23 protein-coding genes and 1 tRNA gene are annotated in these 20,924 nt (G+C 62.1%); 17 read left to right on the top strand and 7 right to left on the bottom strand.

The features are described 5' to 3' along the window. Positions 1-45 precede the first annotated feature (45 nt). A complete protein-coding gene (locus I6E52_RS13190) occupies positions 46-666 on the top strand; it encodes an arginyl-tRNA synthetase (RefSeq protein ID WP_197158173.1) in 621 nt (206 codons plus the stop codon). 70 nt (positions 667-736) lie between these two features. Here I6E52_RS13190 and I6E52_RS13185 read toward each other — a convergent pair whose 3' ends face one another. Continuing rightward, the gene (locus I6E52_RS13185) at positions 737-1,531 is read right to left on the bottom strand and encodes a transglutaminase family protein (protein WP_197158171.1); all 795 of its coding nucleotides are present in this window, start codon (positions 1,529-1,531) and stop codon (positions 737-739) included. Between the two features lie 87 nt (positions 1,532-1,618). Here I6E52_RS13185 and I6E52_RS13180 point away from each other — a divergent pair. Further along, positions 1,619-1,691: transfer RNA gene (locus tag I6E52_RS13180), tRNA-Arg, on the top strand. Positions 1,692-1,728: 37 nt separating this feature from the next. Here I6E52_RS13180 and I6E52_RS13175 read toward each other — a convergent pair. Next, the gene (locus I6E52_RS13175; protein WP_197158169.1) at positions 1,729-2,094 is read right to left on the bottom strand and encodes a helix-turn-helix transcriptional regulator; all 366 of its coding nucleotides are present in this window, start codon (positions 2,092-2,094) and stop codon (positions 1,729-1,731) included. 97 nt (positions 2,095-2,191) lie between these two features. Here I6E52_RS13175 and I6E52_RS13170 point away from each other — a divergent pair, with 97 nt between their 5' ends. Continuing rightward, on the top strand, positions 2,192-3,472 hold the full coding sequence (locus I6E52_RS13170; protein WP_197158167.1) for an NAD(P)-binding protein: 1,281 nt from the start codon (positions 2,192-2,194) through the stop codon (positions 3,470-3,472). Positions 3,473-3,526: 54 nt separating this feature from the next. On the opposite strand, the gene I6E52_RS13165 is transcribed toward I6E52_RS13170, so the two are convergent. Further along, positions 3,527-4,189 carry a pentapeptide repeat-containing protein gene (locus I6E52_RS13165; protein ID WP_197158165.1) on the bottom strand — a complete coding sequence of 221 codons (663 nt, stop codon included), beginning with the start codon at positions 4,187-4,189 and terminating at the stop codon, positions 3,527-3,529. A gap of 85 nt (positions 4,190-4,274) precedes the next feature. On the opposite strand from I6E52_RS13165, the gene I6E52_RS13160 reads away from it, so the two are divergent. Continuing rightward, positions 4,275-4,715 (top strand): rhodanese-like domain-containing protein, encoded by a 441-nt coding sequence (locus tag I6E52_RS13160; protein ID WP_197158163.1) that lies wholly within the window; start codon positions 4,275-4,277, stop codon positions 4,713-4,715. 31 nt (positions 4,716-4,746) lie between these two features. On the opposite strand, the gene I6E52_RS13155 is transcribed toward I6E52_RS13160, so the two are convergent. After that, the gene (locus I6E52_RS13155) at positions 4,747-6,183 is read right to left on the bottom strand and encodes a helix-turn-helix domain-containing protein (protein WP_197158161.1); all 1,437 of its coding nucleotides are present in this window, start codon (positions 6,181-6,183) and stop codon (positions 4,747-4,749) included. Between the two features lie 125 nt (positions 6,184-6,308). On the opposite strand from I6E52_RS13155, the gene I6E52_RS13150 reads away from it, so the two are divergent. The 6 genes from I6E52_RS13150 to I6E52_RS13125 all read left to right on the top strand — a co-directional run bounded on the left by I6E52_RS13150 (position 6,309) and on the right by I6E52_RS13125 (position 13,266). Further along, complete coding sequence (locus I6E52_RS13150; protein ID WP_197158159.1) at positions 6,309-8,138, top strand: phosphoenolpyruvate carboxykinase (GTP); 1,830 nt, start codon at positions 6,309-6,311, stop codon at positions 8,136-8,138. Positions 8,139-8,242: 104 nt separating this feature from the next. Then, positions 8,243-8,782 (top strand): sigma-70 family RNA polymerase sigma factor, encoded by a 540-nt coding sequence (locus I6E52_RS13145; RefSeq protein ID WP_197158157.1) that lies wholly within the window; start codon positions 8,243-8,245, stop codon positions 8,780-8,782. Continuing rightward, complete coding sequence (locus tag I6E52_RS13140) at positions 8,775-9,512, top strand: hypothetical protein (RefSeq protein ID WP_197158155.1); 738 nt, start codon at positions 8,775-8,777, stop codon at positions 9,510-9,512. The genes I6E52_RS13145 and I6E52_RS13140 overlap by 8 nt, the downstream gene beginning before the upstream one ends. Before the next feature lie 57 nt (positions 9,513-9,569). Further along, positions 9,570-11,603, top strand: a complete 2,034-nt coding sequence (locus I6E52_RS14495) for a TPM domain-containing protein (protein ID WP_197158153.1) — start codon at positions 9,570-9,572, stop codon at positions 11,601-11,603. 37 nt (positions 11,604-11,640) lie between these two features. Then, positions 11,641-12,378 (top strand): PspA/IM30 family protein, encoded by a 738-nt coding sequence (locus I6E52_RS13130; protein WP_197126522.1) that lies wholly within the window; start codon positions 11,641-11,643, stop codon positions 12,376-12,378. Positions 12,379-12,402: 24 nt separating this feature from the next. Further along, complete coding sequence (locus I6E52_RS13125; protein ID WP_197108970.1) at positions 12,403-13,266, top strand: arginase family protein; 864 nt, start codon at positions 12,403-12,405, stop codon at positions 13,264-13,266. Here the strand turns inward: I6E52_RS13125 and I6E52_RS13120 are convergent. Next, the gene (locus I6E52_RS13120; RefSeq protein ID WP_197158151.1) at positions 13,224-13,541 is read right to left on the bottom strand and encodes a DUF4333 domain-containing protein; all 318 of its coding nucleotides are present in this window, start codon (positions 13,539-13,541) and stop codon (positions 13,224-13,226) included. The two genes, I6E52_RS13125 and I6E52_RS13120, sit on opposite strands and share 43 nt — an antisense overlap. A gap of 84 nt (positions 13,542-13,625) precedes the next feature. Here I6E52_RS13120 and I6E52_RS13115 point away from each other — a divergent pair, with 84 nt between their 5' ends. The 3 genes from I6E52_RS13115 to I6E52_RS13105 are packed head-to-tail and all read left to right on the top strand — an operon-like array spanning position 13,626 to position 16,361. Beyond that, positions 13,626-14,426 carry a crotonase/enoyl-CoA hydratase family protein gene (locus tag I6E52_RS13115; protein WP_197158149.1) on the top strand — a complete coding sequence of 267 codons (801 nt, stop codon included), beginning with the start codon at positions 13,626-13,628 and terminating at the stop codon, positions 14,424-14,426. A gap of 58 nt (positions 14,427-14,484) precedes the next feature. Then, positions 14,485-15,897 carry an NAD(P)/FAD-dependent oxidoreductase gene (locus tag I6E52_RS13110; protein WP_197158147.1) on the top strand — a complete coding sequence of 471 codons (1,413 nt, stop codon included), beginning with the start codon at positions 14,485-14,487 and terminating at the stop codon, positions 15,895-15,897. Next, positions 15,894-16,361: a hypothetical protein gene (locus I6E52_RS13105; RefSeq protein WP_307842544.1), complete on the top strand. Its 468-nt coding sequence runs from the start codon at positions 15,894-15,896 to the stop codon at positions 16,359-16,361. Before I6E52_RS13110 ends, I6E52_RS13105 begins: the two co-directional genes overlap by 4 nt. A 21-nt stretch (positions 16,362-16,382) precedes the next feature. Here the strand turns inward: I6E52_RS13105 and I6E52_RS13100 are convergent, their stop codons facing one another. Continuing rightward, positions 16,383-16,736 carry a siderophore-interacting protein gene (locus tag I6E52_RS13100; protein WP_010205043.1) on the bottom strand — a complete coding sequence of 118 codons (354 nt, stop codon included), beginning with the start codon at positions 16,734-16,736 and terminating at the stop codon, positions 16,383-16,385. 196 nt (positions 16,737-16,932) lie between these two features. On the opposite strand from I6E52_RS13100, the gene I6E52_RS13095 reads away from it, so the two are divergent. Then, positions 16,933-17,181, top strand: a complete 249-nt coding sequence (locus I6E52_RS13095; RefSeq protein WP_197158145.1) for a hypothetical protein — start codon at positions 16,933-16,935, stop codon at positions 17,179-17,181. 87 nt (positions 17,182-17,268) lie between these two features. Here the strand turns inward: I6E52_RS13095 and I6E52_RS13090 are convergent, their stop codons facing one another. After that, positions 17,269-18,684, bottom strand: a complete 1,416-nt coding sequence (locus tag I6E52_RS13090; RefSeq protein ID WP_197158143.1) for an amidase — start codon at positions 18,682-18,684, stop codon at positions 17,269-17,271. Positions 18,685-18,825: 141 nt separating this feature from the next. Here I6E52_RS13090 and I6E52_RS13085 point away from each other — a divergent pair, with 141 nt between their 5' ends. Genes I6E52_RS13085 through I6E52_RS13075 form a run of 3 tightly spaced genes read left to right on the top strand, consistent with a single transcriptional unit; the run spans position 18,826 to position 20,839 of the window. After that, entirely contained in the window at positions 18,826-19,185 is a 360-nt protein-coding gene (locus I6E52_RS13085) for a GntR family transcriptional regulator (RefSeq protein ID WP_010205039.1), read from the top strand. Next, positions 19,182-20,072: an ABC transporter ATP-binding protein gene (locus I6E52_RS13080; RefSeq protein ID WP_197158141.1), complete on the top strand. Its 891-nt coding sequence runs from the start codon at positions 19,182-19,184 to the stop codon at positions 20,070-20,072. Before I6E52_RS13085 ends, I6E52_RS13080 begins: the two co-directional genes overlap by 4 nt. Next, entirely contained in the window at positions 20,069-20,839 is a 771-nt protein-coding gene (locus I6E52_RS13075) for an ABC transporter permease (RefSeq protein WP_197158139.1), read from the top strand. The genes I6E52_RS13080 and I6E52_RS13075 overlap by 4 nt, the downstream gene beginning before the upstream one ends. Positions 20,840-20,924: the final 85 nt, after the last annotated feature.

Here is a 20,924-nt window from a genome sequence, read left to right as displayed (position 1 = left end):
GGGTCACTGCACTTCGTCAGCGCTGCGGGTCAGCAGAATGGAACTATGGCTTCTCGACTTCGCACTATTCCTGCAGTGATCGCACTGAGCGCATCCGTTCTTCTCTTGAGCGCATGTGTTCCGACCGAATCAGTGCCGAGCGCCTCCCCCACTAGTACCGTGCCGTCGAGCGCCGCAACGCCAACCGCTACATCGACGAGTGGCTCAGACTCCACAAGCGCCCCAACGAACCCGGCTGAACCAACTTCGGCACCCGCTCCTGAAGCCACCCCTGTAGACATTGCCTGCTCAGCGCTCATCACGCCTCAGGAAATGTACGACTTCAACCCCAACTATGTGTTGCTGAACAACTTCACTCCCGCCGCCGGGTCAACCGCAGCAGCGGCAGTTGATTTGCAGGGCACAGCCTGCCGCTGGGAGAACGGAACCAGCGGAACCACAATCGATGTCTCAGTCGCGCAACCAGCCCCCAGCGCGATCAGTACGCTCAAGGCAAACGCAGGCGCGAGCACCGATAGCTACGCTGGCTACTTTTCATCCCAAGGCGGCACAGGAACAGCTCAAGTCTTCACAGGCCCGTATTGGGTGACCATCAGCTCGCCGCTGTTCTCGCGCGCCAGCAATGCGACCGCTCTGGTTGCGGATGTCACTGCCGCACTGAAGTAACACCCGCCGGTTCGCCGCACAGCGCTCGGCGGCGACGCAGGCAGTTGCTGCAGCCAAAAGGCACGGCCAGTTAGGGAAGCTGCACCGGCGACCGATGATCGTCGGAGGGCAGCGTATCTGCCGTCACCGTGATCGAAAGATTCTGCAAGAACAGGTCAGCCCAGTGGTTGGTGAGGAAGGCCGTATCGGCTGCATCCCGGCCCGTAGCGATGCGCACAAGAGACTGACGCGGAGCAAGCCCGGTGGAATCAACGATCCACCACGCGCCGTCGACATACGCCTCGGCGACGGCATGGAAGTCCATGGGGCTTAGCCCGGGCGCGTACACCGAGGTATACCGCGCCGGCACATCTTTGGCACGCAGCATCGAAATCGTGAGGTGCGCGTAGTCGCGGCAAACACCCTGGCGCGCCAACATCGAATGGGCTGCCCCATCGGTCGCCAAAGAGATGCCTGGCGTGTACCGCATATTCGCGCCGACCCAATCACGCACTGCCTGAAGCAACTCGTGACCGGTCTGGCTCGGGAACAACGAACGAGCGCTCGGAAGCAGAACATCGGACTCGCAATAGCGACTCGGTCGCAAATACTCGATCAGATCGATGTCGTTGACCGGTGCAGGTTCGGGGGTTTCCTCAACGGTGGCGGCGTAATCCACCACAAGCCGCCCCGGCCCCGCGACGAGCGAATGCAGACGGGTTCCGCGCGCATCGACCAACTCTGTTGGCTGCTGGGGCTCACCATCCAACACAAAGTCGATGGACTCGGATGCCGTAGGCCAGTAAGCGGAGACCGCAATACTGAAGACCATTTCGGTGCGACCGCGAAGGTCGAGTTCTTGGTGGGACGACACAGTGCGCAGCATCCTCCGATACTGTCACGAGAAGCTGAACTGGTCATCCCCACAGCGTGCTAATAGTGGGTGGCAATTGCTTGCTAAGATGGAGCCCTTGCCTTCGTAGCTCAGGGGATAGAGCGCCGGTTTCCGGTACCGTAGGTCGGGGGTTCGATTCCCTCCGGGGGCACTGTTATTTTCACCCGCACGCTGATTGCTCCGCGCCGCTATGACACGACGCAGCAGGCCTTGGCGCCGGCATCGGTGCTCGTCGCAACAGATGCGAGCATCTTGACGGGCTCGGCGAATGCTTCGCAGCACAGTTCGTAGACGTTGGAACGACCGCGCGGCGTGACCGTGACGAGGCCGTTCTCGCGCAGGGGCGCCAAGTGGTGACTCACCAATGTTTGGCTCAGGCCCGTGGCATCCGTGAGTTCACGCACTGTGTGAGGACGTTCAGTGAGCAGGAGCACGAGCTGGAGCCGGTTGGGATCGCCGAGGGCGCGCAACAGTGGCGCTAGGCTCTGGGCCCGCTCGGCCGAGGCAGACCAAGTGGGCTTCTGAATAGTCAGAAGATCGACGCGTTCGCTCATAGCTACGATCGTACACGTTTTCTTTGTTATCAACAGTAATTGCTGTTATCGTGAGCGAGCGCTAGCAGTTCTGCTGGCGGACACACCGAGGAGAGCAATGACCGTCGTACCTTCCCCCTCCAACCCGCTACCTGTCGTGGTTATCGGGGCCGGCCCCATCGGGATCGCCGCCGCCGCCAACCTCAACAAACGCGGCATCGACACCATCGTGTTCGAAGCGGGAGAACGTGCCGGAGATGCCATCCGCCAGTGGGGTCACGTCTCGCTTTTCTCGCCCTGGAGCAACACCATCGACCCCGTCGGCCGCGAACTTCTCGAAAAAACCGACTGGGTCTCCCCTGACCCCGAAGCGGTACCCACCGGTGCCGAACTCGTTCACGACTACCTCCTCCCGCTCGCCGCCACCGCCGAGCTTGCCCCGCTCATCCGCTACAACAGCCGCGTGATCGGTACGTCGCGCCAAGGCATCGACACCACCAAAACCATTGGCCGCGAGCGCCACCCGCTGCTGGTTCGCGTTGACTCCGCCGATGGCGTGTACGACATCCTCGCGTCGGCGATTATCGACGCCTCGGGAACGTGGGGTCACAGCAACCCCATCGGTGCTTCTGGCCTCCCCGCGACTGGTGAGGCCGAAAGCAACGAGTGGCTCACCGGCCCCCTCCCCGACGTCCGCGGCACCGATCGTGCGCGTTTCGCCGGCAAGCACACCCTTGTGATCGGCATGGGTCACTCGGCCGCCAATACGCTGCTTGCTCTCGCAGAACTGCGCGAGAGCGAACCGGGCACAGAAATAACGTGGGCTATTCGCGGCCGCTCAGCTCGCCGCATGTACAACGGAACTGCCGACAAACTTCCGGACCGCGACTCCCTCGGAACACGCCTCAAGGCTGCGGTCGAATCGGGTGCCGTTACCCTGCTGACAGATTTCACCATCACCGAGCTTTCGCCTCAGCCCGATGGCCGACTGCGCGTGATCAGCAGTAACCCCGATGGCGAACAATCCGTGACCGTGGATGCTCTCGCCGCCGCCACCGGATTCCGCCCCGACCTCGACATCTTGCGTGAACTGCACCTCAGCTTCGACCCCGTGCTTGAGGCTCCCGTTGCTCTCGCGCCGCTCATCGACCCCAATGTGCACACGTGTGGCACTGTCGAGCCACACGGAGCTAGCGTGCTCGCGCATCCCGAGAACAATGTCTACGTGGTCGGGATGAAGAGCTATGGCCGGGCGCCAACATTCCTTATGGCTACCGGGTACGAGCAAGTGCGCTCCGTGGCCGCCGCAATCGCCGGCGATACTGCGAGCGCTGGTCGCGTGAACCTGATGCTTCCCGAGACCGACGTGTGCTGCGGCTCGGGCGGCGGAGGCTGCTGAGCCGGCTCCACGATTCAGCAGGGGCGTTCGTTGCGGTATTCCGCCGGGCGCCCCTTATTCTTCGAGCACGATGCCCAAGTGGGCGGCAAGCATGGGTGCGAACTCGGCCAGTTGATAAGAATTGATCGTTGCACCCCTGAGATATTCGACTCCAGTGACGTGGCGTAACTCGAGGGCACGCAAGTCAAAATTCGTCAGTGTGGCACGGGTGAGATCGAGCGCATTTACCTGCGTGTTCGTAAACGAAACTCGGTTGGCCGTGGCCGCGCCAAGGTCAAGTTCATCGATTAGGCAGTCATCGAACAGTAGATCCTGAAGGTGGGCGCCACGCAGATTCAGGTAGCCAATGCGGCAATGGGTAAAACGAACCGACTTCCACGTGGACTCATAGAACTCAGCGGAGCCCAGACGAGAGCCTTCGATGCTCACATCGCGAAGGCGTGAGCGCGGCGCGGTGAAGATGGGGGCGTTGAGTTTCTCGAAGCGCGTCTCGACAAAGGTCGCCGCCCGAAAGTCTGCCCCGTTGGCCTCCAGGTCGGAGAACTCGCACTCAGAAAACGAGACACCCGAGAGATCCTGATCGCTGAGATCGGATGTCTCAAACCGTTGACCGTCATAGCTTTCGTGGGCCCGCAGCAGCGTGGCCTCGCCCTCAGCGAGGTTCTCAAGCTGCAGAGCATCGATGAGCGGTGCAGCGGTTGCCGTTTTCTTAGCCATGCAATCAATTGCTCCCTCAAGTAGCCGGTGTCGTGCCGAACCGAAGTTACCCCACGCGACCGACGCCGCCCACTAATCTGTTGCCATGACGCCTCCCGCAACGGCCGCTGACCGAGTCGCCCACTTTTCACGCAAGCTTGACTTCGAAACCGATCCCTCGGATGTCGGAGCTGCCCTCGAGACACAGGAACGTTTCGTATTGATCGATTCCCGAGGCGATACGGCGTGGAACCAGGGCCACGCCGTCGGAGCCGTGCATATGCCGACTGCAGACATCCGCGAGCGGGCCAGCGGCGAGATCGCCCTCGATATGCCCGTTGTTGTATATTGCTGGGGCCCTGGCTGCAACGGCGGCACGAAAGCTGCCCTCGAGTTCGCACGACTCGGCTACGAGGTGCGCGAAATGATCGGCGGCTTCGAATACTGGGCGCGCGAAGGCTACCCCGTCGCTGACAGCAACGGACCAGTCATCCGCGAAAAGGATCCGCTCACGGCTCCCGTTTCAGCGATTTCCTGCGACTGCTAACCGCGAGATGATCCGGCCACGCGATACGCCGTTACCGCGCGTCGCTCGCGTGCAACTCCAAGAATTCGTAGAGCTCGCGATCATCCACTCCCGGGAAGGTTCCCGAGGGCAGCGGCGAGAGAATGTGGGCGTGAAGTTTGGCGCTCGACCAGGCGTTACCTGACCAGCGATCGCGCAACTCGTCTTCGGGTTTGCGACAGCAGCTCTCATCAGGGCAGGTTGACGACTTGCGAACGTCGGTCGCGCGGCCGCGGAACCATTTGGAGTGCGCAAAGGGCACCCCGATGGTGATGGAGAACTCTTCGGCATCCGTCGTTCCCGTTTGGGTTGACTCGAAGAAGCTGCCCTCTGGGGTGTCGGTGTATTGGTAGAACTCTGTCGTGCGGTTGGTGCGCGTGAACGCTGTTCGCGCGCTCCAATTGCGGCACACAAATTGGCCCTCCGCTGAACCGGTGACGTCAACGGGCAGCCGCAGACCATCATTTTCGTAAGCCTTGTAGACAGCCCCATCGTCGCCGACGCGCAAGAAGTGCGTTTCGAGATCGAGGTGCGAGGTTGCCAAGTTGGTGAAGCGAAGCGCTGCTGCTTCATGGGTGACGCCGAAGGCATCCCGAAAGTCTTCCACAGCGATATTGCGATTCGTCTTGGCTTCACTCAAGAATGCAACGGACTGCTTGAGGGGCATGAGCACTGCCGCCGCAAAGTAGTTAATTTCGAGACGCTGGTGCAAGAACTCGGCGTAGCTGGTGGGTTCGGTGTGTCCAAGAACGCGGTGCGCCATCGCTTGAAGCGCCATGGAGCGCAAGCCGTGACCGCCAGGAATGGATGCCGGAGGCAAGTAGATGCGCCCGTGCTTGAGGTCAGTAACCGAGCGTGCTGAATGCGGCAGGTCGTGCACATGCACGAGCTCGAAGCCGAGCGATTCCGCCATGAGGCTCACGGCCCGGTGAGTCAGGGCGCCCGAGGTGTGATTTCCGGCAATCGTCAACTTTTCGGCTTCTTTTTCAAGCTCAGGCAAGTAGTTGTCGAGGGCCCGCATGCGGATCCGCAACTCGGTGTTGGCACGACGGGCCTCTTCAGGCGTAGCAATTGCTTTGCGCGACCGCGTCGAAAGTTCGTGGTGGAGGCCAACGATGGCTTCAAGCGTCTCATCGGGAATGCCCTTTGATGGGCGAATCTTGGGCAACCCCAGCGAGGCGTAGATAGTGCTGCGTTGCAAGCGATCCAGCTCAATTTCGAGGGCAGCGCGCTTGGTGGGCGGCGACTCCTCCAAGAGATCAGCAAGTTGGATGTCCGTGGCGGCCGCAATCGCCGACAGAAGAGTGAGTCGGGGTTCTCGTCGCCCGTTCTCCATCAGCGAGAGTTGGCTACCGGCCACACCGACCTTGTCTCCCAACTGATCGAGGGTCATGCCGGCGGTCGTGCGGAAATGTCGGATGCGTTGCCCGAGAGTCACAAGATCATTCACACGTTCACTATAACTAAAGAACAGTGATTCTTTCCACTCCGTTCGCCAACATCACAAGTAAAACTGCGTCATCATCGAATAACAACAGTTTTTTCAGCACTACAACTCTTCAGCGGAAGGTAGAAATGAGCATCGCCGAGATGACAAGAACGCACTTCTCCGCACCCGACGGAACAAACCAGAGTGTTATCACGTGGGTGGAACAGATCGCCGCCCTCACACAGCCCGACGATATTGTCTGGTGCAACGGCAGCGCAGAGGAAGCAGACGAGCTCGCAACCGAAATGGTTGCTGCCGGAACGCTCACCCGTCTCAACGACGAGTACCGCCCCCACAGCTACCTCGCCCGCAGCGACCCGAGCGATGTCGCCCGCGTCGAAGCGCGAACCTTCATTTGCTCTGCCGACGAAGCAGATGCTGGCCCCTCCAATAACTGGGCAGAGCCTGCAGAAATGCGCAACACGCTTGACGGCCTCTTCGCCGGTAGCATGCGCGGTCGTCGGATGTACGTTGTTCCGTTCTCGATGGGCCCGCTCGGTTCCCCGCTCGCCAAGATCGGCGTGCAGGTAACGGACTCCCCCTACGTCGTCATGAGCATGGGCATCATGACGCGAATGGGAACCGCCGTGCTCAATGCCATCGATGACTCCACTGAATGGGTGCGCGCCATCCACTCGGTCGGTGCACCGCTGGAAGCCGGTCAGGCTGACGTGCCGTGGCCCTGTAACCAGACCAAGTACATCAGCCACTTCCCCGAGACTCGCGAAATCTGGTCGTTCGGTTCCGCTTACGGTGGCAACGCGATTCTCGCGAAAAAGTCATTCGCCCTGCGCATCGCTTCGGTTATCGCTCGCGAAGAGGGCTGGCTTGCTGAGCACATGTTGCTCCTCAAGCTCACCAACCCCCGCGGTCGCGTTTTCCACATCGCGGCAGCATTTCCCAGCGCCTGTGGCAAGACCAACTTGGCCATGCTCAAGCCGACCATCCCCGGCTGGAAGGCCGAGACGATCGGCGACGACATCGCGTGGCTCGGCAAGGGAGCTGACGGCCGCCTGCGCGCCATCAACCCTGAAGCTGGCTTCTTTGGAGTGGCACCGGGCACCGGCTACGCCACAAACGAGACCGCGATGGACACCATCTGGGGCAACACTGTTTTCACCAACGTCGGTTTGAAAGACAACGGCGACGTGTGGTGGGAAGGCATGAGCGATGAGGTGCCCGAGCACCTAATCGATTGGCAGGGTAACGACTGGACGCCAGAATCTGGCACCCCGTCGGCTCACCCGAACTCACGTTTTACTGTGGCAGCAGCACAATGTCCCAGCATCGCAGATGACTGGGAATCGCCACAGGGCGTCGTTATTGACGCCATAATCTTCGGCGGTCGCCGCGCGACCAACGTGCCGCTAGTGGTGGAGGCACGAGATTGGGAGCATGGCGTCTACCTGGGCGCCACTATCTCATCTGAGCGGACGGCGGCTGCCGAAGGCACCATTGGCGAACTACGGAGAGATCCGTTCGCCATGATGCCGTTCTGTGGATACAACATGGCAGACCATTGGGCCCACTGGCTCTCGGTCGGCCAGGATCTCCGCGGATCCGGCACGGTGCCGCGCATTTTCCAAGTCAACTGGTTCCGCAAGGGTGCCGACGGCTCCTTCTTGTGGCCAGGGTTTGGCGAAAACTCGCGCGTGCTCGAATGGATTCTCAACCGTGTTGACGGCACGGTTGCCGCCCGCGAAAGCGCTCTCGGGTTGATGCCGCGTGAAGGCGACCTCAACATCGATGGTCTTGAACTCGCCGATGACACCATGGAACAGCTATTCGCGATCGATAACGACTCGTGGATGGCCGAAGCCGAAGCCACCGAAGAATTCTTTGCAACCTTCGACGGCCGTGTTCCTGCCGCAGTTTCTCGCCAACTTGAGCACCTGAAAACACGTCTCCAGAGCTAACCAACGAAACCGCCTCGCCGTTCGTCTTTACTAGTGTGACCACAATTGCGCTAACTATTGGCCATTCCTCGGCCATGATAGAGACGACGGCGAGGAGGGGCTCAGTGACTGAGACCGAAAACACCCCTGCCCGCTGGGAAGACGTAGTTACACAACTCGTCGAAGAGCGCGGCGAAGCACTAGCGCGCTACGCGTACCTGATTTCGGGAAACCGTGACGACGCCTCCGACCTCGTGCACGATGCCCTCGTGAAAACATTCGGTCGCCTGCGCAACGGATTCGGCATCGCCAGCGCCGAAGCCTATGTGCGTCGAGCGATTCTGAACACCTACCTTGACCGCGGTCGAAAGATCAGCCGCTGGCGCAAGATTGCCCACCTCACGGTGGAGCCCGACATCCACGAATCTGCGGATGCCGACACCGAGGCTCGCTTAGATTTGCAGTCTCAGCTGATGAAGTTGCGCCCCCGCGAGCGCGCCTGCATCGTGCTGCGCTATTACGAAGACCTCAAGGTGGATGACATCGCTGCGACGCTGGATATCAGCTCAGGCGCTGTGAAACGTTACTTGAGCGATGCCCTCGGCCGCATGGCTGTGAGCCTTGATCACGATGCTGCCGACACCGTAGGAGGCCACCGTGGTTGATGAAAACGAGCTTCGCGCACACCTGACGTCGGGCGAACCGCCCGCAATTGCGATTGACACTGCTGCCATTATCTCGCGCAGCAAGTCGCGCCGTCGTCCGCGCCAGTGGGCAGTCGGCTTGGTGAGCGCACTCGCGGTGAGTTCACTGATCTTTACGGGAGCCAGCGTTATTCCGCTGTTCTCGAGCAGTGATACGGCGGTGAGTATGTTGGCGGACGATTCTGCTCCGGAGTCGGCCGCGGATTCGTCGGACGCAGGAGCAGCGCAGGCCGCTCCCGATGATTCCCGCGCTTTTGGCCTGTGTGGTGAGACGATTCCGGTGGAGTCCGCGTCGCCCTTCGGCTTGACGCTCGAGCTCGAACTACCGGCAGAAGTCGTGGCGTCGGGCAGCGCCTTCGGAACGGTACGACTGACCAATGACTCGGATGCCCCCGTGCAGGGGACAACCGCGTCGGTGCCTGACGTGAATCTCCTCGACGATTCCATCGTTATTTCCCACAGCCCCGACGCACAGATTCTGTCGGTGATGCCGGTGAATTTGCAGCCTGGCCAAAGCATCGAATTCTCCGTGGCTATCGCCATCTACGACTGCACCACCATCGACACGGGCGGAATGGTTGCCCCTGGCACGTATGCGGTCAGCAGCACACTCGCGTTCGTGCCCACCGACCCAGCCGACGGCGCCGCCGCTGAGGTACGCAGCGAACAGATGCCGATCGTTCTGCAATAACCCAAGGTTCCTGTCGTTAGACTCGCCGTGTCACTTTTGTCGACGAAGGAGCATCCCGTGAAGGCACGATTGGGCACCGTTTTTGCCCTCGCTGCGGCGCTAGCTTTGCTAACCGCAAGCCCCGCCCTGGCCGACGACCCAGTGAGCCTCGATGGTGCCTATGTCATCGACACCGCTGGGGTGCTTGCGGGCGATAGCGGCGACGTCACCGATGCGCTGGATTCGTTGTATGACCGGGCCGGCATCCAACTCTTTGTTGTCTATGTCGACGAGTTCACCAACCCCTCCGCTCCCATCGATTGGGCGGATGCCACGGCAGAAGCTAACGGGCTAGGTGACGACGATCTCCTGCTTGCGGTTGCCGTCTCGCAGCGCCAGTACGCGCTGTCGGTTGCCGCCGACGCTCCCGTCACCGATGCCCAGTTGGATGCAGCGGAAGCCGCCATTGAGTCGCAACTGCGCGACGACAATTGGGGACAGGCTGCGATCGCTGGCGCAGACTCGCTCGCGGGCGATGGTGCTGCGGGCACTGGCGCTGGCACGGAATCCGGCACGACCGAGTCGTCGAGTGGCGGCATTTCGGTGTTGCCGATCGTGGGCGGCGCGGCTGTGGTTGGTGTTGGCGCTTACGTGTTTTACCGTGTTCGCCGCCGCGGCAACACAGGTGCAGCTGCTGGCTCCCCTGTCGAGAGCGTGTCGCAAGAGGAACTCGACCGCCGGGCCGGCAGTGCGCTGGTCGAGCTGGATGACGCTCTCAAGACAAGCGAGCAAGAGCTCGGTTTTGCTGAGGCCCAGTTTGGCGCGGCAGCCACGACTAACTTCGCAGCATCGCTGAAAGAGGCGAGCGCTGCGGTGGCGCAGGCGTTCCGCATCCGTCAGAAGCTCGATGACAGTGAGCCCGAGACTGCTGAGCAGAAGCGGGCGATGACGATCGAGATCATCGAGCTGTGTGAGCGGGCAGACGATTTGCTTGATGCTCAAGCGGCCGCGTTCGATGAGCTGCGCAAGCTCGAAACGAATGCCCCCGCAGCCCTCGCCGAGACGTCCACGCTAATCGCGAAGGCGTCGGAGCGATTGCCCGCAACCGAGAGCGCCCTCGAAGCGCTCCGAGGTCGCTATGCGCCGGTTGCTATCGAAGCCGTGACTGACAATGGTGAACGCGCTCGCGCCTTGCTCGCCTCGGCCGTTGCCGATTCCACCGCCGCCAGCGCTGCCATCGAGGCCCAGAAGTCGAGCGAGGCCGCTGTCGGTGTTCGCACGGCTCAGGCAGAACTCGGCCAGGCCATCCAACTCATGGATGCCGTTGATTCCTTGGCGACAGAGCTCCAGTCTGCCGAGACGCAGCTTGCAGCCACGATCACTGACACCACTGGCGATATTGCGGCTGCTCGCGCGCTGCCGAACGATGCCACTGCCGGAGCGTTGCAGCCGGCGATCGCGGCTGCCGGAGCGGCTCTCGCGACGGCGCAGTCCGCGACGAATAACCCGGTGGCGAGCCTCAGCACTCTGGGCGATGCCAACGCTGCACTCGAGACAGTTTTTGTAGGGGTGCGCGATCAGCAGGCTGCCTTCGCCCACGCCGCGACACAGCTGTCGGCGGCTTTGGCCGCAGCGCAGTCCCGTATTACGACCACAGCGCAGTTCATCACCACCCGCCGTGGCGGTGTGGGGGCGACGGCACGAACGAGAATCAGCGAAGCAGACCGTCAGTTCAAGCAGGCGTTGGCTTTGCAGACGTCCGACCCTGTGACGGCGTTGACGCATGCGCGCCAGGCTGACCAGTTGGCGGCAAGCGCCTATGACCTCGCTCAGCGTGAGGTGTCGCAGTTCTCTACGGGCAGCAATTCCGGTTCGGGAATGCTTGGCGGCCTGGGTGGCGCGGTTGGCGGCAGCGGCGGTGGCGACCTCTTGGGCGGCATCATCGGTGGTTTGATCGGTGGCAGCCTCGGATCGCGGTCGTCACGACCGTCCAGTGGCGGTTCGTGGGGCGGGGGCTCTCGCTCGGGCGGATTCTCGGGTGGCGGCGGTAGACGTTCCAGTGGAAGTTCTGGACGCGGTGGTGGCGGTCGCAGTCGCGGCGGTAGATTCTAAGTACGGTTTCTTCGAAAACTCACGAAAGGCACTTCGCATGGCAAAGCAGTCGATTCTCGGTCGTATTTCACAAATGGTGAAGGCGAACATCAATTCAATCCTCGATCAGGCTGAGGACCCGCAGCTCATGCTCGACCAGCTGGTTCGTGACTACACCAATTCCATTGCGGATGCGGAGAGCGCTGTCGCTCAGACCATCGGCAACTTGCGCCTCATGGAGCAGGACCACGCCGAAGACCGCGAGGCTGCATCAGATTGGGGCCGTAAGGCTCTTGCCGCCAGCGTCAAGGGAGACGAACTTCGCGCCGCCGGCAATGCCGCTGATGCCGACAAGTTCGACAACCTCGCCAAGATAGCTATCGGGCGTCAGGTTTCTGCCGAGAACGAAGCTCGCGCTGCTGCCCCCACGATCGCTGCACAGACGCAAGTCGTTGACCAGCTCAAGAGCGGCCTCGACGGAATGCGCGCCAAGCTGAGCGAACTCACGTCGAAGCGCGATGAGCTCGTTGCCCGCTCCAAGACGGTTGAAGCCCAGTCGCAGGTGCACGACGCCCTCAAGTCGATCGACCTCCTCGACCCCACGAGTGACCTCGGTCGTTTCGAAGACAAGATCCGTCGCGAAGAAGCCAAGGTTCTCGGTCAGCAGGAGCTCGCCGCATCTAGCCTCGATGCTCAGTTCGAAGGTCTCGAAGACCTCGGCAAGGTCACCGAAGTTGAAGCACGACTCGCTGCTCTCAAGGCTGGCGGCGCTCAGGCACTCACCGCCGGCGAATAGTTCGCCCGCACGAAAGTTCACACCATGGCACTCACTTATGTTGTCGTGCCCCAGTGGCAGGGTTCGGGTTCTTCTCGAGCCATGCAACTGGTCGACGGAGCCGAGTCGATTCGGGGAGATCTTCCCTCCGCAGCGACTCGCTCCGTCGATGTCCCGCTTGAGGCGGGCGACCACCAGGGCACGGGCATCCACCGCTACAGTTCGCTGCTGCTCGTGCGTGACCGCACCCGCAACGCTCTCGCTGCCGATGACACACCCCACCTCACGATTGGGGGTGACTGTGGCGTTGAACTCGCCGCGATCGAGCATGTGAGTGCTCAGCAACCGGCCGTGGTGTGGTTTGACGCGCACCCCGATCTGCACACTGCGGCTTCCAGCCCGTCTGGCGCCTTCACCGGCATGGTGTTGCGCACCCTGCTGGGTGACGGGCCGGCTGAACTTGTTCCCGAGCATCCGGTGCGCGCTGATCGGGTCATTCTCGCCGGAGTGCGCTCGATCGATACTGCTGAAGATGAATACATCACGCAGTCCGACATCCGGATGCTCGGCCCTGCCACCTTCTCAACCGAAGCGTTGCTCGAGGCCATTACCGCCACCGGTGCGGACAGCGTCTATCTGCATATCGATCTCGACGTGCTCGATCCTGCCGCCTTGGCCGGGCTCGGCTCCCCCGTGCCGTTCGGGCTCGAAGCGTCCGCGCTCACCGAGGCCATTCGCGCGGTGCTCGCGAAGTTCCCGCTTGCGGGAGCGGGCATCACGGAGTTTGCGCCGTCATCCGCAGCCCATGCCGTGGATGATCTGCCGACCATTTTGCGATTGATTGGCGCCCTCAGCAGCGCCAACACTCATTCGCGTGGTTCTTCAGAGACCTCGACAGAAACCGAGTAGTTCGCGCCGTCGACATCACTGAGTGTGACACGGCTGTCGAAGTCTTCACCGAGCGTGGTGTCGGTGAGCACGCAATCGAGCTTGGTGCCGTTCTTGAGCGGGATGCTGTCGTCACCGCAGTCCATTTCGGGCAGTTCTCCCGTGGTCTGTTCAAGCGCGCCTGCTGCCGTGGCAGCGATCTCACTCGCGGGGACTTCTACCGGAGGCTCACTCGAGCAGCCGGCGATGAGCGCCGTCGACGCGAGAGTAAGTACGAGGATTGCGGAACGCAACACAGGAGCCTCCGAAAAGTTGGTGTGGGTATGAGCTTATCGCCAGCATCCGGCGACAGAACAGTCGGTGAGTCGTAGTCTGAAGACATGACTGACGCCAACACCAGCACGCCCAAAATCACTGTGGAGCGAGACGGTCACGTCTTGCTCATCGGACTCAATCGCACCGACAAGCGCAATGCCGCCGACATGGAGATGTTGCAGCAGCTGGCGCTTGCGTACGGCGAGCTCGAGCGCGACCCCGAGCTGCGGGCAGGTTTCGTTTTTGCTCACGGCGACCACTTCACTGGCGGCCTCGACCTTGCCGACATCGGCCCGCGCATCGGAGCGGATGGGCTCGATATGGTTCCCGAGGGTGGCATCAACCCGTGGCAGGTCTCGGGCGAGAAACTCTCGAAGCCCGTCGTGATTGCGGTGCAGGGCACGTGCCTCACGCTCGGTATCGAGCTGCTGCTGGCGAGCGACATTGCGGTTGCCGCCGACTCGACCGTCTTCGGTCAGGTTGAAGTATCGCGTGGCATCCTGCCCTTTGGCGGAGCCACCATTCGCTTTCCCCGCCAGGTCGGCTGGTCAAATGCGATGCGCTGGATTCTCACCGGCGACAGCTTCGATGCTGCCGAGGCGTACCGAATCGGGATGGTGCAAGAGGTTGTTCCGCACGGTGAGCAGTACGCGCGCGGGCTTGAACTGGCGCACCGCGTCGCAGCCCAGGCTCCCCTCGCGGTTCAGGCAGCGCTCGCCAACGCCAATCTTGCGATTCGCGAGGGCGATGCCGCCGCTGAGGCTGGCCTTCAGCCCGCGCTCGTAGCCGTTGCCCAGAGTAAAGATGCCAGAATTGGCATGGAAGCCTTTATGACCCGCACGACCGCCGAGTTCATCGGCAAGTAGGATCGCCGGCGCAACCAACCCCGGCAACACGCGCACCACCACCGCGAAGGAGTTCGAAATGACCGAGAACAACTGGGATGTCATTGTCATTGGAGCAGGAGCGGTTGGTGAAAACATTGCCGATCGCGCCGTTCAGGGCGGGCTCAGCGTCGTACTGATCGAGAGCGAACTCGTGGGCGGTGAGTGCTCGTACTGGGCCTGCATGCCATCGAAGGCCCTCATCCGCAGCGGTCTCGCACTTCGTGCTGTCGAGAAGCTACCGGGCGCCGCCGAAGCCGTCACCGGTGGCATCAACGTCGAAGCTCTCCTCGCGCGCCGCAACAGCTTCACCAGCAATTGGGATGACGCTGGTCAAGTGAAGTGGGTGAAGAAAGCGGGAATCGGGCTCGAGCGTGGTCACGCTCGCCTCGACGGAGAGAAGAAGGTCACCGTTACGGCTGACGACGGAACTGTCACGACCCTCACGGCGAATCATGCCGTCGTCGTCGCGACCGGCTCCGACCCGAAGCTCCCCAACATTCCCGGCTTGATCGACGCGAAGCCGTGGACCCCGCGTGAAGCGACCTCGGTGAAAGTTGTTCCCGAATCATTCGCCATCATCGGCGGCGGCGTTGTGGGCGTCGAGATGGCCACTGCCTACCTCGACCTCGGTGCCGAAGTCACTTTGTTTGCCCGCAGCGGACTCCTCCACGGTCAAGAAGACTTCGCCGGCGAAATGGTAGCGAAGGCGCTCAAGGAGCGCGGCGTCACGATCGTTGCGGCCTCCCCCACGAGCGTGGAACGCACCGCTGACGGCGTCGTGATCACTACCGACGATGCCACTTTTACGGCATCCGAAGTTCTCATTGCTACTGGTCGCGCCGCGCGCACGAACGACATTGGGCTTGAGAGCGTTGGCCTCACTCCGGGCGACTGGCTCTCGGTTGACGACACGATGCTCGTGCACGACACTGACTGGCTGTACGCCGTGGGTGACGTTAACCACCGCGCGCTGCTCACTCATCAGGGCAAGTACCAGGCCCGTGCTGCCGGTGATGTGATTGCCGCGCGCGCCAACGGCAAACCTGTAGATGACGCCCCGTGGGGTGCGCATGTTGCGACAGCCGACCACGGCGCTGTTCCGCAAGTCACGTTCAGCGACCCAGAAGTCGCTTCGGTCGGTGTGATGTCGCAGGATGCCGAGAAGCAAGGCATCGACGCGCAGGTCGTTGACTACAACATTGGTTGGGTTGCCGGCGCGAGCCTGCAGGCCGACGGCTACGAAGGCCACGCGCGACTCGTGATTGACCGCGAACGTCAGGTCATCATCGGCGCGACTTTTGTGGGTCAGGATGTCGCGGAACTGCTGCACTCGGCCACCATCGCTATCGTCGGCGAGGTTCCCATCGCGCGGCTCTGGCACGCGGTCCCCTCGTACCCCACGATCAGTGAGGTCTGGCTGCGACTGCTCGAAACCATCGGGCGCCCGTGAGCCGAGCGATAACGCTGGGCACGCGGCTCGGGCACGCTCTCGCGCGCGCCGAACACAATCCGCGCGCTCAGCGAGTGCTGCTGCACCCCGTGGTCACGCGACCCGGCTACTGGTTTGCTACGGCATCCGGGCTGCTGTGGGGTGGCGTGTTGAGCGGTTTGCGGGTGCGTTCTCAGGGCGGCGTTATCGTTGCCGAGCATGTTCCTCGCTGGGCCTTCGGTCGTGGCGGAACCACGATTGGCGCCGTGTATCTGACCTGCGACAACGCGAGCGATAACGTGCTCGCGCATGAGGCTGTGCACCGCGAGCAGTGGCGCAAGTATGGGCTGTGGTTTATTCCGCTGTATCTGCTGGCCGGGCAGAACCCGCTGACGAACCGCTTTGAGGTGGAGGCGGGGCTGGAGTTGGGTGGCTACGTGCGCGCAAAATCAACGCGTGCGCCGAAAGGCAGCCCGAAGAGTTAGCGGGCGGATGCTGGGCGCGAGCTAGTTGGAGCTGAGCAGGCGTGCGGGGCCCTGATGGGCAACCCAGGCGTAGACGGTGCTCTCGCCGAAGGCACTAACGGGCAGCATTTCGCTGAGCCATGCATCGACCGAGCGGGCAACGCTTTGGCCGCGTTCGCGCAGCAACCAGCACACGCTGAAACGGCCAGGAGCCGATAGCGGCTGGATGTCGTCTGCCGAATCGACCTCGATGAACACCTGGCCGCGTGAACGGGCCGGCAATGTCGCGAGAATCATCGAGATTGCGTCGATCGAGGTCTCGTCTCCCGCGAGCAGCACGCGGTCAGCCGACTGGGGATTCCAGGCGATCTGCGGGGTGAAGAGTTCGGGAAACATTGATCCCAGTATAGGCATGCCTTACCTAAATTACGAAGCCCTCTCGGCGGACTCCAAGCCACGAATTTCGGCGGTCCATCTGGACGCCCTCGGGTGGCGAAAGCCGCAAGCTGCGGCGCCAACTCCCCTCACCCTGCCGCTTTTAATTGTGAGAATTCATCTTGTTCATACGAGGTTCGGAACGTACGCTGGCTCCATGAAGCGAGCAACAATCGGCGCATTTTGGGGCTTGGGGATTAGCCTTGCGCTGTATCTCGGCATCCTCGGATTCACTTCGGTCGCACGCGAGCAAGGACACGACTGGAGCAAAACACTGACTGAATGGATGTCCACAATCTGGTACTGGTCGATCTGGCTCATGGCCGCCAGCGCACTTCTGATCGTGGTTCTGATCGCTGCGCAGATTGTGTGGGCTTACCTGCCACGATCGTCGTCGCGCAGCTGAATCGCACGCTATCGGCCCCGCGGATTCGTCACCGGGCACATGCCCATAACCCGAGGCAGGCGGCCGCGGCGCGAAAACGAGTCTGGACTAAGCCCCAAACACCGCCGGGTGCCGCGAGCCCCATTGGAAGCGGCGCTCGAGTTGCGCACCAATCGCGAGCAGCACGTCTTCGCGACCGGGGCGGCCAATGAGCTGCACGCCCATCGGCAGGCCTTCCGCGGTTTCGTGCACGGGGAGGCTGATCGCGGGCAGGCCCGAGACGTTGACGAAGCTTGTCCAGGGCGTGTATTGCACTTGCTTCGCAAAGTTTTCGAAGGCATCCTCGGCATGAAACCAGCCGAGCGGGCGCGGCGTCATGGCCATCGCGGGGGTCAGCACAGCATCGTAGGTCGAGAACTGGCGGATGACGCTGCGCTCGAACCGAGACAGCGTCGCGATGGCGACGCCCACGTCGCGCGCGCTCATCCGACGTCCGCTTTCGATGAGCCATTTCGTGAGGGGTTCCACGAGTTCGAGTTGTTCGCCATCGAGCGGGATTCCGGCGGCTCCTGCTTGCCACAGCACCGTGAAGGCTTCGGCGTATTCGGGTGAGGGGTCGAGCGCGAAGTCTTCACTGCCGTGGCCGAGCTGGTCGAGCGCGGTGCGGGCGAGAGCGAGAGCATCCTGAGCTTCGGGCGAGACGCTGATCTCGTAGGTGTCGTCCCACGGCGAGGTCGTCATGACGCCGATGTTGAAGGTGCCTTCGCCGCGGATTGCGGCGTTGAGGAAGGCACCGCCATCCCACGTGGGCGGGCCAACCGAGAACGGTGAAGGGCCGGCGATGCCGTCGAGGAGTAACGCAGCATCGGCTACCGTGCGAGCGAGGGGCCCGGTCACCGGAAGCTGGCCGAGGCTGCCGAAACCGCTGCCCGCGGGCACACGACCGCGCGACGGCTTGAGGCCGACGAGTCCGGTCGCGGCGGCGGGGATGCGAATCGAGCCACCGCCATCCGAGCCCGGCGCGAAAGGCAAGAGACCGGCAGAAACAGCGACGGCCGCTCCCCCGCTGCTGCCGCCGGAGCCCAGCGAGGTGTCCCAGGGGTTCACGGCCGGGGCATCCGAGAGCGGTTCGGTGTAGGCGGGGAGGCCGAATTCAGGAGTCGCTGTTTTGCCGAGGCTGATCGCGCCAGCGGCATCGAGAACGTCGGCGATCTCATCCGATACCTCGGGTACGAAGTCGGCGAAGGCGCGCGATCCGTAGGCGGTGCGCACTCCGGCGCGGGCCCACAAGTCCTTTTCGCCCGAGGGCAGACCCCAGAGGGCGGAGGCGCGGGAGCCAGAGGCCTCGAGCTCCGCAGCACGCTGGCGCGCAGCATCCGGAGTCACGACCGTAAAGGCGCCCAACTCAGGGTTAAGGCGTTCGATGCGATCGAGGTAGCACTCCACGAGTTCGCTGGGTTTCAGCTCGCCCGATCGCACGAGATGGAGCTGCTCAAGGGCGGTGAGGCGATGAAGTTCTGACACGGATTCAGCCTAAGGGGGTTGACAACAACCCGCGATGCTGGTTGGTTAGTTACATCACCAACTAACCAACTAGCCGCCGCACTGTTTCCGCAACACTGCGGCACCGCTAGATCACCACCCGCACTCAGAAAGGAGGCTCACATGGATGACTCTCGCCCCATCTTCGCGCAGGTCGCCGAGAACATTGAGAACGACATCATCTCCGGCGCACTGCCCGAAGAAGGCCAGGCTCCCTCGATCAACGAGTTCGCAGCCTTCTATCGCATCAACCCCGCGACCGCCCTCAAAGGCGTGAACGTGCTCGTCGATGCAGGAATTCTCTATAAGAAACGAGGAATCGGAATGTTCGTCGCCGCTGGCGCTCAAGAACAACTCAAAGGTGCCCGCCGCGACAGCTTCAGCAGCGAGTACGTTCGCCCCCTCTTGGCCGAAGCAGAAAAGCTCGGCATCGACTCTGCCCAACTCACCCAGATGATCGCCAAGGAGGCGAACAACTCATGACCCCCACCATCGAGGTCACTAACCTCAGTAAGCACTTCGGCAAAGTAAATGCCGTCAACGACGTGAGCTTCACCGTCGAAGAGAACAAGATCTACGGCCTCCTCGGTCGCAACGGTGCCGGCAAGACCACGCTCATGCAGCTGCTCACCGGCCAAGAGTTCGCCTCCAGCGGCACCATCTCACTGTTCGGCCAACCCCCGGTCGAGAACGCCAAGGTTCTGCAGAACACCTGCTTCATCAAAGAGAGCCAGCGCTACCCCGAAGACTTCCGCCCCAAAGACGTCTTCAAAACTGCCCCCTGGTTCTTCGCCAATTGGGATCAAGAATTTGCCGATCGCCTCATCGCCGACTTCCGCCTCCCCCTCGACCGCCGCATCAAGAAACTCTCGCGCGGCCAGCTCTCCTCCATCGGCGTCATCGTCGGCCTCGCCTCACGCGCACCGCTCACCTTCTTCGATGAGCCCTACCTGGGGTTGGACGCCGTGGCTCGCCAAATCTTCTACGACCGCCTTCTGGAGGACTACGCCACCCACCCGCGCACCGTGATTCTCTCCACTCACCTCATTGACGAGGTGAGCAACCTGCTCGAACACGTTCTCGTGATCGACGACGGCAAGCTCCTCATCAACGAGGATGCCGAAACTCTCCGCAACCGCGCCACCAACGTTGTCGGTATGAAGACCGCCGTCGAGGCGTTCATCGGCAACCGCGAAGTGTTGCACCGCGACGGCATCGGCGGGCTCAGCTCCGTGACCGTCGCCGGGCTCAGCGAAAGCGAGCGCCGCGACGCGCACGCTGCCGGGCTGGAACTGTCACCGGTGTCGCTGCAGCAGCTCATCATCGAACTCACCCGCACCGAGACCAAGGAATTCGAGGCCAGCGCATGACCACCACAACGACGGCTCTCGCCCAGCCGGCAAGCCCCCTGAAGCGCATCACGCGTGTCACCAAACTGCACTTCGCCAACCCCTGGACGACCCTCGGCTTGCCGTGGATCATTCTCGGAGTGATCTTTGCCGGATCGCTCACGATCTGGTGGCTGATCTACTCGGCACTCTCTCCCGAGCAAAGAGAAGGCGCACTCGAGGGAACAGAATTTGGTGGATCCAGCTTCTTCATCTTCATTTACATGATGGTGGTGGCAATTCAAGCGATCAGCATCACGTTCCCGTTTGCACTCGGCTATGGCGTCACTCGTCGTGACTACTACCTCGGCAGCGCTCTCGCCTTCATCGCTCTTGCCGTGATCTACACAACAGGTCTCACCGTGCTCGGAGCAATCGAAAAGGCAACCAACGGCTGGGGCATGGGCGGAACGATGTTCGCACCGATTTACTTCGGTGAATCTGCGCCTGAACGCATCTTCGTTACGTTCGTGCTGTTCCTGTTCTTCCTCTTCTTCGGTTCCGCGATTGCTGCGGTCTGGGTGCGGTGGAAGGCAACCGGCGTCACGATGTTCTTCATCATCGTCGGGGCGCTCCTCGTCGGCCTGATCGCGCTGACCACCTTTACCGACTCGTGGGCTGCCGTGGGTTCCACGCTGGTCGACCTCGGCGTACTCGGCGTCGCCGCCTGGAGCCTCGTGCTCACGGCGATCAGCGGCTTCGCTGGCTTCGTGCTGTTGCGGCGGGCAACTCCGCGCAACGCGGCGTAGCTCGAAGGCTGCGGTCGCTAGAACAACTCAGAGACGCGGATGCCCGGTTCTCCCCTCGCGGGAGGCCGGGCATCCGTGCGTTCGT

It is taken from the genome of Salinibacterium sp. NG253 (assembly GCF_015864945.1).
Taxonomy (GTDB): Bacteria; Actinomycetota; Actinomycetes; order Actinomycetales; family Microbacteriaceae; genus Rhodoglobus.
This window is presented reverse-complemented; position numbering and strand designations above follow the sequence as displayed.

Excerpts from the sequence above, each read along its gene's own strand:
- I6E52_RS13190 (WP_197158173.1), top strand. The coding sequence starts at position 46 with ATGGCTTCTCGACTTCGCACTATTCCTGCAGTGATCGCACTGAGCGCA.
- I6E52_RS13185 (WP_197158171.1), bottom strand. The coding sequence starts at position 1,531 with ATGCTGCGCACTGTGTCGTCCCACCAAGAACTCGACCTTCGCGGTCGC.
- I6E52_RS13175 (WP_197158169.1), bottom strand. The coding sequence starts at position 2,094 with ATGAGCGAACGCGTCGATCTTCTGACTATTCAGAAGCCCACTTGGTCT.
- I6E52_RS13170 (WP_197158167.1), top strand. The coding sequence starts at position 2,192 with ATGACCGTCGTACCTTCCCCCTCCAACCCGCTACCTGTCGTGGTTATC.
- I6E52_RS13165 (WP_197158165.1), bottom strand. The coding sequence starts at position 4,189 with ATGGCTAAGAAAACGGCAACCGCTGCACCGCTCATCGATGCTCTGCAG.
- I6E52_RS13160 (WP_197158163.1), top strand. The coding sequence starts at position 4,275 with ATGACGCCTCCCGCAACGGCCGCTGACCGAGTCGCCCACTTTTCACGC.
- I6E52_RS13150 (WP_197158159.1), top strand. The coding sequence starts at position 6,309 with ATGAGCATCGCCGAGATGACAAGAACGCACTTCTCCGCACCCGACGGA.
- I6E52_RS13130 (WP_197126522.1), top strand. The coding sequence starts at position 11,641 with ATGGCAAAGCAGTCGATTCTCGGTCGTATTTCACAAATGGTGAAGGCG.
- I6E52_RS13125 (WP_197108970.1), top strand. The coding sequence starts at position 12,403 with ATGGCACTCACTTATGTTGTCGTGCCCCAGTGGCAGGGTTCGGGTTCT.
- I6E52_RS13115 (WP_197158149.1), top strand. The coding sequence starts at position 13,626 with ATGACTGACGCCAACACCAGCACGCCCAAAATCACTGTGGAGCGAGAC.
- I6E52_RS13110 (WP_197158147.1), top strand. The coding sequence starts at position 14,485 with ATGACCGAGAACAACTGGGATGTCATTGTCATTGGAGCAGGAGCGGTT.
- I6E52_RS13100 (WP_010205043.1), bottom strand. The coding sequence starts at position 16,736 with ATGTTTCCCGAACTCTTCACCCCGCAGATCGCCTGGAATCCCCAGTCG.
- I6E52_RS13095 (WP_197158145.1), top strand. The coding sequence starts at position 16,933 with ATGAAGCGAGCAACAATCGGCGCATTTTGGGGCTTGGGGATTAGCCTT.
- I6E52_RS13085 (WP_010205039.1), top strand. The coding sequence starts at position 18,826 with ATGGATGACTCTCGCCCCATCTTCGCGCAGGTCGCCGAGAACATTGAG.
- I6E52_RS13080 (WP_197158141.1), top strand. The coding sequence starts at position 19,182 with ATGACCCCCACCATCGAGGTCACTAACCTCAGTAAGCACTTCGGCAAA.
- I6E52_RS13075 (WP_197158139.1), top strand. The coding sequence starts at position 20,069 with ATGACCACCACAACGACGGCTCTCGCCCAGCCGGCAAGCCCCCTGAAG.